This window comes from Ligilactobacillus murinus (assembly GCF_003288115.1).
Taxonomy (GTDB): domain Bacteria; phylum Bacillota; class Bacilli; order Lactobacillales; family Lactobacillaceae; genus Ligilactobacillus; species Ligilactobacillus murinus.
Window position 1 is genome coordinate 1,043,162 of the sequence record NZ_CP023565.1, and the last position, 12,545, is coordinate 1,055,706.

15 protein-coding genes are annotated in these 12,545 nt (G+C 41.1%); 2 read left to right on the forward strand and 13 right to left on the reverse strand.

The features are described 5' to 3' along the window. Positions 1–17: 17 nt before the first annotated feature. The 11 genes from CPS94_RS05190 to CPS94_RS05240 form a co-directional block, all read right to left on the reverse strand. A complete protein-coding gene (locus CPS94_RS05190) occupies positions 18–959 on the reverse strand; it encodes a F0F1 ATP synthase subunit gamma (protein WP_112194639.1) in 942 nt (313 codons plus the stop codon). A gap of 19 nt (positions 960–978) precedes the next feature. Then, positions 979–2,490: a F0F1 ATP synthase subunit alpha gene (atpA, locus tag CPS94_RS05195; RefSeq protein ID WP_112194637.1), complete on the reverse strand. Its 1,512-nt coding sequence runs from the start codon at positions 2,488–2,490 to the stop codon at positions 979–981. Positions 2,491–2,512: 22 nt separating this feature from the next. Further along, positions 2,513–3,055: an ATP synthase F1 subunit delta gene (gene atpH, locus CPS94_RS05200; RefSeq protein WP_004049164.1), complete on the reverse strand. Its 543-nt coding sequence runs from the start codon at positions 3,053–3,055 to the stop codon at positions 2,513–2,515. Further along, complete coding sequence (gene atpF, locus CPS94_RS05205) at positions 3,042–3,569, reverse strand: F0F1 ATP synthase subunit B (protein WP_004049167.1); 528 nt, start codon at positions 3,567–3,569, stop codon at positions 3,042–3,044. The genes atpH and atpF overlap by 14 nt, the downstream gene beginning before the upstream one ends. 58 nt (positions 3,570–3,627) lie before the next feature. Beyond that, positions 3,628–3,852, reverse strand: coding sequence for a F0F1 ATP synthase subunit C (gene atpE / locus CPS94_RS05210; protein ID WP_004049169.1), 225 nt, complete (start codon positions 3,850–3,852; stop codon positions 3,628–3,630). 37 nt (positions 3,853–3,889) lie between these two features. Then, entirely contained in the window at positions 3,890–4,606 is a 717-nt protein-coding gene (atpB, locus tag CPS94_RS05215; protein WP_004049171.1) for a F0F1 ATP synthase subunit A, read from the reverse strand. Positions 4,607–4,840: 234 nt separating this feature from the next. Beyond that, positions 4,841–5,470, reverse strand: a complete 630-nt coding sequence (upp, locus tag CPS94_RS05220; protein ID WP_004049174.1) for a uracil phosphoribosyltransferase — start codon at positions 5,468–5,470, stop codon at positions 4,841–4,843. Between the two features lie 78 nt (positions 5,471–5,548). After that, positions 5,549–6,577, reverse strand: coding sequence for an L-threonylcarbamoyladenylate synthase (locus CPS94_RS05225; protein ID WP_112194635.1), 1,029 nt, complete (start codon positions 6,575–6,577; stop codon positions 5,549–5,551). 19 nt (positions 6,578–6,596) lie between these two features. Further along, positions 6,597–7,433: a peptide chain release factor N(5)-glutamine methyltransferase gene (gene prmC / locus CPS94_RS05230; protein WP_056959787.1), complete on the reverse strand. Its 837-nt coding sequence runs from the start codon at positions 7,431–7,433 to the stop codon at positions 6,597–6,599. Further along, positions 7,426–8,511, reverse strand: coding sequence for a peptide chain release factor 1 (prfA, locus tag CPS94_RS05235; RefSeq protein ID WP_004049180.1), 1,086 nt, complete (start codon positions 8,509–8,511; stop codon positions 7,426–7,428). The genes prmC and prfA overlap by 8 nt, the downstream gene beginning before the upstream one ends. Before the next feature lie 10 nt (positions 8,512–8,521). Continuing rightward, complete coding sequence (locus CPS94_RS05240) at positions 8,522–9,112, reverse strand: thymidine kinase (RefSeq protein WP_039936145.1); 591 nt, start codon at positions 9,110–9,112, stop codon at positions 8,522–8,524. Positions 9,113–9,406: 294 nt separating this feature from the next. Here CPS94_RS05240 and CPS94_RS05245 point away from each other — a divergent pair, with 294 nt between their 5' ends. Together CPS94_RS05245 and CPS94_RS05250 are read left to right on the forward strand one after the other, a co-directional pair. Then, positions 9,407–10,756 (forward strand): Mur ligase family protein, encoded by a 1,350-nt coding sequence (locus CPS94_RS05245; protein WP_112194633.1) that lies wholly within the window; start codon positions 9,407–9,409, stop codon positions 10,754–10,756. A 1-nt stretch (position 10,757) separates the two neighbouring features. After that, positions 10,758–11,462 carry a type 1 glutamine amidotransferase gene (locus tag CPS94_RS05250; RefSeq protein WP_112194630.1) on the forward strand — a complete coding sequence of 235 codons (705 nt, stop codon included), beginning with the start codon at positions 10,758–10,760 and terminating at the stop codon, positions 11,460–11,462. A 65-nt stretch (positions 11,463–11,527) separates the two neighbouring features. Here the strand turns inward: CPS94_RS05250 and CPS94_RS05255 are convergent, their stop codons facing one another. Together CPS94_RS05255 and CPS94_RS05260 are read right to left on the reverse strand one after the other, a co-directional pair. Beyond that, entirely contained in the window at positions 11,528–11,965 is a 438-nt protein-coding gene (locus CPS94_RS05255) for a hypothetical protein (protein ID WP_056959792.1), read from the reverse strand. Between the two features lie 129 nt (positions 11,966–12,094). Continuing rightward, positions 12,095–12,529 (reverse strand): hypothetical protein, encoded by a 435-nt coding sequence (locus tag CPS94_RS05260; protein WP_112194628.1) that lies wholly within the window; start codon positions 12,527–12,529, stop codon positions 12,095–12,097. Between the last annotated feature and the right edge of the window lie 16 nt (positions 12,530–12,545).

Consider the following 12,545-nt stretch of genomic DNA (forward strand, 5'->3'; position numbering starts at 1 on the left):
AATTCCTCCTAATCGTTCTAATCTAAGGCAGCTTGCGCACCTGTGATTTCTGTAATTTCAGTTGTGATCGCACTTTGACGTGCACGGTTATATTGAAGCTCTAACGCCGAAATAATATCCTTAGCGTTATCAGAAGCCGACTTCATGGCAGTCGAACTTGATGCATGTTCCGAAGTCTTAGCGTCTAAAATAGCTCCATAAACCAAACTTTCCGCATATTGAGGCAAGATAACTTCTAAGATCGCATCACGTGAAGGTTCTGTTTCATATTCGATATGATACTTTTGATCTTCACCAAGTGCAGTCAAGTCATCATCACCCATATTTTCAGCTGTGATCGGTAACATCTTTTCAGCTCGGAAAATAGAGGTCAAAGTGTTAACAAAGTGGTTGTAACAAACAAATAATTGATCGTACAGCCCATTGCTATACATTGTCACGACAGCTTCAACGATCGGACGCACTTCTCTAAATGTCGGTACGTCTTTGACACCGCGAAATTCATACGCAACGTTGTAACCACGTTTGCTGAAAAATTCAGCCCCGGTACCACCGACCGCGATGATCACAACATCATCTTTGGTGTGGCCGTTTTCTTTGATCAGATCAAGCGTTTGTTTGATAACGTTACTGTTGTAACTACCAACCAAACCACGATCTGAAGTCACAACGACGATTCCGGTCTTTTTCACAGGACGTTGTTTGAGCATACCTAAGGTGTTGAGTTTGCCCGCTTGGTCTTTTCCGGTCTCACTTACAGAAGCAGAATCAAGCAAATGAGATTGAGCCAAGTGGGTGATCACGCTACGAATCTTCGAAGCATAAACTTGATAACTTACAGAGTGCTTTTGGATCTGGCTCAACTTAGCAGTCGAGACCATTTGCATCGCACTTGTGATCTGTCCAGTTTTCTTAGTCGAAACGATTCGACGCTTAACTTCTTGTAAAGAAGCTGGCATTAGCTCTCACCACCCTTTCTTATTTTGAATTTGCTTGAAAAGTTGCTGCAAATTCTTTGATTGCTGTATCTAATTTATCTGTGTCTGGTAATTGACCAGTCTTAGCAATGTGATCTAAGAGATCTTTGTGATTGCTATCAAAGAAAGCAAACATTTCATCTTGATAACGCAAGATCTCATCAACAACAACAGAATCTAAGAAGCCGTGTGTCAAAGCATATAAGATCAAGACTTGCTTTTCAACTGGAAGTGGCTTGTGAAGTGGTTGCTTCAAGACCTCAACTGTCCGACGCCCACGATTCAACTTAGCTTGTGTTGCTTCATCAAGATCAGAACCAAATTGTGCAAATGATTCCAATTCACGATATGAAGCTAAGTCCAAACGTAATGTACCAGCAACTTTCTTCATCGCTTTGATCTGAGCCGAACCACCAACACGAGAAACCGAAGTACCCGCATCGATAGCTGGACGAATACCAGAATAGAAGTTATCGCTATCCAAGAAGATCTGACCATCAGTGATGGAGATAACATTAGTTGGAATATAAGCTGAAACGTCACCAGCCTTAGTTTCGATAAATGGTAAAGCAGTCATCGAACCGCCACCTAATTCATCACTAAGTTTAGCTGCACGTTCCAACAAACGTGAGTGAAGATAGAAAACATCCCCGGGATAAGCTTCACGACCAGGTGGACGTCTCAAGATCAAAGAAAGTTCACGGTAAGCATCAGCTTGTTTTGAAAGATCATCATACACGATCAAAACATGCTTGCCGTTGAACATGAATTCTTCACCCATTGCAGCCCCAGCATATGGAGCTAACCAAAGTAATGGCGCTGGTGAAGAAGGACCAGCTGAAACAACGATCGTGTAGTCCATAGCACCATATTTGCGCAATGTTTCTACTTGAGTACGAACAGTTGATTCCTTTTGACCAATAGCGACATAAATACAGATCATGTCTTGGGCTTTTTGATTTAAGATCGTATCGACCGCAACTGATGTCTTACCAGTCTTACGGTCACCGATAACTAATTCACGTTGGCCACGACCGATCGGCACAAGTGCATCGATCGCTTTGATACCTGTTTGAAGTGGTTCATTAACAGATTGACGTTCCATAACGCCAGGAGCCTTACGTTCTACCGGACGAGTCTTGTCCGTTTTGATCTCCCCTAAACCGTCGATCGGTTGGCCTAAGGGGTTTACTACACGGCCGATCAAAGCTTCCCCTACAGGGACTTCCATGATCTTACCGGTGCGTTTTACCGTATCGCCTTCACGAATGCCTTTATAAGCACCTAAGATAACGATACCGACATCGTTTGATTCTAAGTTTTGCGCCATCCCATATGTACCATCTTCAAATTGAAGAAGTTCACCAGAAAGGGCGTTATCAAGACCATTAGCACGAGCGATCCCGTCACCAACGTAAGTAACTGTACCAACTTCATCGACAGTGAGCTCATCTTGATAATTAGCTAATTGTTGCTTGATAAGAGCACTGATTTCCTCAGCCTTAATGCTCATAAAAGTCTCACCTCTTTAAAAATCATTTTAATAACAGACGCTTGATGTTTGCGATCTTCGACTTGATAGAGCCATCAAACACGTAGCTACTTGATTGCAAGACGACCCCACCAATGATCTTAGGATCAACTACTGTTTCAAGTTCTACTTTTTTAGCTCCGACTACCTTAGCAAAAGAAGCTGCGATCTTATCTTTACGTGTTTGATCCAACTCGACCGCAGTTGTCACCGTTGCGCGAACTGTCTTTTCGTCTTCATCAGTTAATCTGTTGAATTCATCAATAATATCTTCTAAATTGGCGATCCGTCTGTAATCGTATAACATCGCTAACAAATTAGATGTCAATTCAGAAGTACCACTTTGTAGATTTTTTAACATTTCAAGCTTAGCATCATGTTTGATCGCTGCACTTGTCATGAAATCAACAAATTGTGGTTCTGCTTGCAAGACTTGTTTGATCTGAGCTAATTCACTAGAAGTTTCTGTTAGAACATCTTGTTCTTTAGCTGTTTCAAACAAAGCTTTTCCATAACGTTTAGCTATTGTTTGCTTATCTAATGCCATCTTGCTTCCCCAACCCTTCGATATAAGAGTCGACCAAGGCTTCTTGGTCCTTAGCACTCAATTCTTTTTGAATGATCTTTGAAGCAATTTCAACAGATAAAGCAGCTACATCGTTTTTAACATTGGAGAGCGCTTCTTGGCGTTCTTGTTCAATGTCTTTTTTAGCATTCTTTTTCAATGTGCTAACTTCTTCTTGTGCCGAATTCACGATGGTAGCTTTTTGCTGTTCACCGTTCTTCTTTGCACGATCAATGATTTTTGAAGCTTCAACATGAGAATCCTTAAGCGCTGATTCACGTTTAGCTGCGAGCTCTTCCGCTTTTTTGCGGGCAGTTTCTGCCGAATCAATGTCATTTGCGATCTTATCGGCCCGTTTTTCCATCATTTCAGTCACAGGTCCCCAAGCAAAATGCTTAACGAGTGCGATCAAAATCAAGAAAGTACAGAGATAAAATAAGAAGTCGCCCCATTGTACACCACCTTCAGCAGTAGCCAATAGTAATGCTGAGTTCATTCATTGACACCTCCTAATCTTTCAATAATGTGACAAAGTTATACTGATAGATCAGAGATTATTTAGCCATCAACATGAATGAGATAACGATAGCGATGATCGGCACAGCTTCGATCAAACCGACCCCGATAAACATTGTTGTCCGTAATTGGCCTGAAAGTTCAGGTTGACGAGACATACCTTCCAAAGTTTTTGCGATAACCAAACCGTTACCAACACCTGTACCGATAGCAGCAAAACCTGCGGCAAGACCCGCACCAAGTAAAGCTAAAGCTGTTGTCATAATAAAAATCCTCCTTAAAATTAATCCTATAAGTTAATTATTCTTTTTCGACCTTTTGAGAAATATAAACCATTGTCAATGTTACGAAAACGTAAGCTTGGATCGATCCAATAAAGACTGAAAATCCCTGCCAAATCATTTCGAGTGGAATCGCTGGTAAATACGTCCATGGTGTATGCGATTTAGCTAACTGTTCATAGATAACAGTCAACAACACTTCACCAGAGTAAATGTTACCGTAAAGACGTAATGCCAGGGTCAAGAAATTCGTAAATTGTTCCAAAACATTGATCGGGAATAAGGCCGGCATCGGGCTAAAGTACGAATTCTTGACATATCCCTTAAAGCCAAACTTCGCGACACCCATGAGATGTGATAAGAGCAAGACTAAAAATGCCAATGTCAAAGTCGTCGCGGGCGAAGCAGTTGGACTTTTAATGTAGTTCACGCCATTAATTGGAAGCTGAATAGCCAATCCTATTTGGTTAGAAACAAAGATAAACAAGAAGAGAGTAAAAATAAGGAGTCCATATTTTTTCCCCTGTTCATCAGGCATGGAGCTTTTGACGATCCCATTTGTAAAATCGATCATCCACTCGATCATATTTTGCTTACCCTTTGGCTTCATTTGCAATCTACGTGAGAACCAAAAGACGAGCCCAAAGACGATCAAGGCTGAGACCAGTCCTGAAAGACAATTACCTACATTAAAAGGAATACCAAAAAGCTCCAAAACTTGAGATTCTTCATTCACCAAGTTTCACCTCTTTTCAATTGTGATCAATACGGTTGAACAAAATGGTCGAACCATAAGATTAAGATTCAAGCATAGATAAAAAACTATGTTTGAATACAAAAGCAATAATACCACCAAATCCCCCAAAATTCAAAATTTAAATGAATTTATTCTAAAAGTTTAAAAATGGAGCAACAACCGTATTTAAAGCGTTTGACTAATTTAGACTTCGCGACACATTACGTAACTTGTCTACTTAGTACCAAACAAGCGATCGCCCGCGTCACCTAAACCAGGAACAATATAACCATTTTCATCGAGACGTTCATCCAAAGCAGCGGCGAAAATATCGATATCTGGATGTGCTTTGCGTAAAGCTTCTACCCCTTCTGGTGCAGCAACTAAACACACAAATTTGATCGATTGTGCTCCACGCTTTTTCAAAGCATCTACAGCCATAATAGCTGAACCACCAGTTGCCAACATTGGATCGACCACAAAAACTTCACGACTAGCTAGATCGCTAGGCATCTTAACGAAATATTCGTGTGGTTGCATCGTTTCTTCATCACGATACATCCCAATGTGACCAACTTTAGCAGCCGGGATAAGATTCAAAATACCTTCTACCATCCCAAGTCCAGCCCGTAAGATCGGTACAACAACAACTTTCTTACCAGCTAAACGCTTCTTGTATGTCTTGCCCATCGGCGTTTGGATCTCAACATCTTCTAACGGCATCTCACGTGAAACTTCATATGCCATCAAAGTTGCGATCTCATCGACACATTGACGAAATTCCCGTGTCCCGCAATCCTTATCACGAATGATCGTTAGTTTGTGTTGGATCAATGGATGATCTAAGACTTCAAATTTACCCATTGTTAAAATTCCTCCTTTGTCTAGCTCTGCTACCTATTTTAGCCGAAAATGCGCCTATTTGCTACTATTCGCACCAAATTATTTATTCTTATTGAATTCCTTAAAGAAAGCATTTCCAGCTGCTTTCTTTAAGCGATTCATATAAGCTTCACCTAATCCTGTTTCCAAAACACCCGCACATAAGATGTAGTCTTTGCTATCAAAAGTCCTGAGTCCCGAAAAGAGCCGACTGCTAGCACTCTTAACGTCTGACCCTAATGAATAGCCTTCGATATTTTCTGGTAGCTCCGATACTTTAGCTATTTCTGGTCCAAAAGCCATCACCCCGATCTTAGCGGTCTGTGTTTTAGCCCAGGCCAAAGCTTCTTCCCATTCATCAGCATTTACGATCAAAACTTGAGCATCAGGTGCATAGTGTTTGTACTTCATCCCAGGAGCTTTAGGTGTCTCAGCTTGTCCGACATGATGCTTATCTGAACGCACTTCACAGCCTAAAATTTCGCTGATCTGTTCGGAAGTGACTGCTCCTGGCCGTAAAACAGTTGGCATTGCTGTACTTAAGTCAACGATCGTGGATTCGACCCCAACTGTAGTCGGACCATCATCAACGATCCCTTTGATCTTACCTTCTAAGTCGTGAAAAACATGTTCAGCAGTCGTAGGACTCGGTTTGCCCGAAGAATTAGCCGAGGGACCAACTAAGGGAACGCCAGCTTCTTTGATCAATTCTAGTGTTGTTTGATTAGCGGGCATTCGAAAAGCAGCTGTCTTTAACCCACCTGTGACTGCATCAGGCAGCAAACCAGCTTTGATCGGCAAAATGATCGTTAATGATCCCGGCCAAAATGCATCCATCAATTTTTGAGCTGTTTCAGGCAGATCTCCTACGTAGCGTTTAACCATTTCTTTTGAACAAACCGTTACGATCAAAGGATTATCTGATGGGCGTCCTTTAGCAAGATAAACGCGTTTGACCGCTTGGGCATTGGTCGCATCAGCTCCTAATCCATAAACTGTTTCAGTGGGAAAAGCAACTAACTCACCCAATTGTAGTTCTTTAGCAGCCAAAGCAACTTTATCTGGTGTATAGATCTCAGTTATCAGCACTGTTAATTCCTCTTTTCTATTAAAAACTTACTTTTACCATCCGGTCATGCCCGGTGATATCTTGGCGTAATTGAACTTTAGCTGTGGGGTAAGCTTTGCTAAAGATCTCGACTACACTTGGACCTTGTTGAAAGCCGATCTCTAAATAAAGTTTTCCTTGCTTTGTCAGATATTTGCTGAGTTTTTCAGCTAATTTTTTATAGAGATATAAGCCCTCATCTGGCGCAAATAAAGCCGTTTTAGGTTCATGCTCTAAAACACTTTTATCCATTAAGTCTGCTTCTGATTCGGCAATATACGGGGGATTTGAGACGATCACATCAAATTTGCCCGTAATGTTTTGGAAAAGATCACTTTCGATCAGTGTGGCCTCTAGCTTTAAAGCTTGTTTATTTTCTTTGGCAACCGCTAGCGCTTGGGGGGAAATGTCACTTAAAGTCACTTCCCAAGCAGGACGTTCATGTTTCAAACTTAAGCCGATCGCTCCCGTACCAGTCCCGATATCTAAGACCCGCAAAGAAGTTTTAGGTTCCGTTTCTAAGATCCACTCGACTAGTTCTTCTGTCTCTGGGCGTGGGATCAAAGTCGCTTCGTTTACTTTGAACTCTAAGCCAAAAAAGTTAGCTTTCCCTAATAAATATTGCGCTGGCCAATCTTGGCAGTATAATTTGACATTGGTAAAAAAGCGCTCTAATTGTTCAGCTGACAATTGCGTCTGATAATTCATCAACATCTCTGTTGTACTCCAATTCAACTGACCTTGCAAGAGCAGATCAGCAACACTTGGATCTTTTCCATGATCTTTGATAAAAGAAAAAGCCCATTGCTGAGCTTTAAAAACGGTCATTTTATCCATTTTGTAATTCTTCTAAGGCTTTAGTTTGATCGTAAAGAACTAAAGCATCGATCACATCTTCTAATTCACCGTTCATGATGCGGTCAAGCTTATTCAAGCTAAGCCCGATCCGGTGATCAGTAACGCGGTTTTGTGGATAGTTGTAAGTTCTGATCCGTTCAGAGCGATCCCCAGTACCAACAGCAGATTTACGGTTTTCATCATAAGCACTTTGCTCTTGGGCAGCATAATAGTCATAGACACGTGCACGCAGGATCTTCATCGCTTTTTCACGGTTTTGTTGTTGTGAACGTTGATCTTGCATCGCAACAACGATCCCGGTTGGCAAGTGAGTCATCCGCACAGCTGAAGATGTCTTGTTGATGTGCTGACCACCAGCACCAGAAGCACGGTAAACATCGACTCTGATATCTTTTGGATCGATCTCGATCTCAACATCTTCTTCTTCAGGCATAACAACTACGGTAGCCGTTGAGGTATGCACCCGACCTTGAGATTCGGTCACTGGGATCCGTTGGACACGGTGAGCCCCAGATTCATATTTCAATTTAGAATAAACGCTCTTACCATTGATCAAGAGTGCGATTTCTTTAAAGCCACCTACTTCAGTCATGGTCTTGTCGATAACTTCGATATTCCAGCCTTGATGTTCAGCATACTTGCTATACATCGTGAATAGATCGCCCGCAAACAAACTCGCTTCATCCCCACCAGCAGCGCCACGGATCTCCATAATGATGTTTTTATCATCGTTAGGGTCCTTAGGTAAAAGCAAGATCTTGATCTCTTCTTCTAATTGTTCTTTTTCAGTTTTTGAGCTTGCCAATTCTTCTTTGACCATTGTTGTCATTTCATCATCGTCAAGTCCTGCCCCAAGCATCTCTTCATCATCTTTGATCTGTTGGATGACTTGCTTATATTTGTTATACTTTTCGACTGTTTCACGCAGATCGGCCATCTCTTTTGAAAGTTCCATAAAGCGCTTGGTATCTGCGATCACATCTGGATCAGAGAGCAATTCGCCGAGTTCTTCATAGCGATCTTCGAGCATTTGCAATCTGTCAAATAACTTATCCATAAAAATCTCCTTACTTAATAATATTGTTTGTATCAGTTGGTGGCGCAACATAATGTTTGCGACACACTGGATAATAGGATTCGTTGCCACCGATCTCGATCTGTTTGCCATCATAAACTGGCTTGCCATCATTTACTCGCAAGTTCATGATCGCTTTTTTATTGCAAAACCAGCAGATCGTTTTCATCTCTTCGATCTTATCGGCATAGAGTAATAAATATTTTGACCCTTCAAATAATTCATTACGAAAATCATTTTTTAGACCAAATGTCATCACGGGAATGTTCAACTCATCGACTACACGTGTTAATTCCAAGACGTGATGTTTACTCAAAAACTGCGCTTCATCGACCAAAACACATGCCGCATTTGGGTCTAGTTCTTTGACCTTAGCTAATAGGTCATCTTCTTCAAAGATCGGATATGCCTTACGTTTGAGCCCGATCCGACTCGAAACATAGCCGACTTCATCGCGATCATCTAACCCGCTGGTCATAATGATCACACTTTTATCTTGTTCCTCGTAATTATGTGCAACTTTTAAGATCTCGATCGTCTTGCCACTGTTCATTGCTCCATAGCGGAAAAAAAGCTGTGCCACTAACGCCACCATCCTTTTAGTAGTTCCTAAACTAGTATATATGATTTATACGTAAATTTCATTAACAAATTTGTTAGGTCTCGCTATCCGTACGGCTTGACCCGTTTTTGCGCGTACTGATCTTTGTCGTGCTCCGAAAAACTGAGCCTAGCTGATAGCTACGGATAAGCAAGACGCCAAAACCGCCTCTTGGCTTATCCTATGCTATCCGTACGGCTCAACCCGTTTTTCTGCGCACTGATCCGTATTTTATGGTAAGATACAAGTTGACATAAAAAAATCGGAGGAAATTTCATGTCATTTAAAAGTTCAATCGCAATTACTGCGGGTAAAACTTCTCACTGGTTCTTGCATAATTTTATGCACGGTGGGACCTCTCTGCCTGGTAAGTTAACTTTAAAAATTGATCCTGATGTTTTAAAAGCTTTAGCTAAAAATTACGAGATCGTGATCATCACTGGGACCAATGGTAAAACACTGACGACCGCTTTGACCGTAAAAGTGCTACAAGCTAAATATGGTAATGTTTTGACTAATAAGAGCGGCTCTAATATGAAACAAGGGATCGTGACCGCATTTTTGACAGCTCAAAAAACGAGCTCGGGCAAAAACCTCGCTGTCCTTGAAACCGATGAAGCCAATGTGCCGATCGTCTGCGAATATATCAAACCAAAAATGTTCGTGTTGACTAACCTTTTCCGTGATCAAATGGATCGTTATGGTGAGATCTACACGACTTATGGCAAAATCTTGAAGGGTGTCTTGATGCACCCCGATGCGCTTGTACTTGCAAATGGCGATGCCCCTATTTTTAATAGTAAGGAATTGCCTAATAAAGTTGTTTATTACGGTTTTGCAGATAAAGCTGAAAAAGATCAACTTGCTCCTGCTAATACTGATGGCTTGCTTTGCCCAGGATGCCAACATATCTTACATTTCAAATACCGTTCCTACAGTAATTTAGGTAAATATTTTTGCCCTAATTGTGGTTTTAAACGGCCAAAATTGACTTATAAAGTCGATCGTATCTTAGCACAGACCCCACAGTCTTCTAAATTTACGATCAACGGACATGAAGTCGACTTGCATATCGGTGGGACCTACAACATCTATAACGCCCTAGCCGCTTATGCAGTCGGATCTCAATTAGAGGTCGAACCAAAAACTATCTGCCAAGCACTCAGTCAAAATGATGAAAAAGTCTTTGGCCGGCAAGAAGTGATCGATCTCGATGGTAAAGAAGTCACAATGATCTTGGTCAAAAATCCAGTCGGTCTTGACCAAGTTTTAGAAATGATCAAGACCGATGATAAGCCATTTTCACTGGCAGTCTTGTTGAACGCTAATTACGCTGACGGGATCGATACGAGCTGGATCTGGGATGGTGATTTTGAAAACTTACCATTTGACAAGATCCCTAGTGTCTTGACTGGGGGCGAACGTTACAAAGACATCACATTCCGTTTACGCGTAGCTGGGGTTCCCGAAGAAAACTTTGCGCAACGTGAAAGTCTAAAAGACGTCTTAGCTTACCTCAAAACGATGCCGACAGAACACATCTACGTACTAGCAACATACACTGCCGTCTTACAATTACGGAAACTTTTGGCAGATGAAGGCTATATCAAGGGAGGCATGGATTAATATGAAATACCAACTTCACCTAGCACACCTTTATGGCGATCTATTGAACACTTATGGTGATATCGGCAACGTTTTAGTTTTAGAATACTATGCCAAACAGATGGATGTTGAACTGACTTCAGAAGTTATCTCACTTGACCAACCATTTGAGGCTACAAAATTCGACATTGCCTTTTTCGGTGGTGGCCAAGATTATGAGCAAGTCATCGTTTCTAAGGATATCCAAGCCAAAAAACAAGCTTTGACTGATTATATCGAAGACGGCGGTCCAATGCTTGCGATCTGTGGGGGCTACCAATTACTAGGTAAATATTATATCGGGGCAAATGGCGAGCGCATCGAGGGGATCTCCGCACTTGATCATTATACAAAAAGCCAAGACAATAACCGTTTCATCGGCGATATCGTGATCGAAAACGAAGAAACAGGACAAAAATACCATGGTTTTGAAAACCACAATGGTGTCACCTATCTCGGTAAGGATGAACGTCCTTTAGGAAAGGTCATCAGTGGCCACGGTAACAACGGCAAAGATCAAGGTGAAGGTGCGATCTATAAGAATGTCTACTGTTCTTACTTCCACGGCCCGATCTTAGCCCGCAACGGTGAATTAGCTAAGCGGATCTTACTGACTGCTTTGAAGCGTAAGTATCCTGATGCTGATCTAACTGCTCAAGAAGAACTAAAGATCAAACCAACATATTAACCAAAATGTCCAGCGCGATCGTAAAAGATCATGCTGGACATTTTGTTATTATGCTATTTGAATTACTACCCGTTGTCTGACCGCCAAAGTTTGACTTCTACACCCTTTAAATTTTTATCATTTTGTTTTTCAAAATGAAACTCATTTGCTTTATGAATTCCAAAGCCACCATTGGGGCTATCTTTTACCAATTGCAAACTCATCGTATTATATTCTTTCTTATTGATTCGTACAGAAACACCTCTACCACCCGTACCTAAAAAGCCGTAACTTTCAAATTTTCCTACTTCTATCGTCTTTATTGGTTCAGGTCCTTCAAAATGTTGTACGACCCACAACGCGATACGTTGACGCTTCTCCGCCTCACTTGGAAACTTTTGCGCAAGTACTTCTCTAACTAGTTCAGTCTCTTTGACGATCGTCAGTTGATCTTCTCCAAGCAATACGATCATTATAAGAGATACTATCACTAATACGATCACGTTTTTCTTTTTGTTAAGCAATTTCACTTACCTCGCTGATCTATGTATTCCGAATTTCTGTACATAATTACCTAACATACGCCATCGTAATTTAAAATCAATTGACACTTCATACCAAACTCATATCTTTGTACTAAATTTTCCACAGTTTTATCTCCAATATAGAACTTCTATACCATCAAGATCTGAATTCAATTTATCCACGTATTTATATTCAAACTGCGCAGAAATACCACCTACTCCCCCGCTAGGAATATCGTCACTACTTAATACTAGTGCTACTTCATTATATTCTTTCTTATTGATTCGTACAGAAACACCTTTACCCCCCGTACCTAAAAAGCCGTAACTTTCAATTTTCCCTACTTCTATCGTCTTTATTGGTTCAGGTCCTTCAAAATGTTGTACGACCCACAACGCGATACGTCGACGCTTCTCTGTTTCACTTGGAAACTTTTGCGCAAGCACTTCTCTAACTAGTTCAGTCTCTTTAACGATCGTCAGTTGATTTTCTCCAAGCAATACGACTATTATAAGAGATACCATCACTAATGCGATCATATTTTTCTTTTTGTTAAAGATCATTCTCACCTTGCTATTC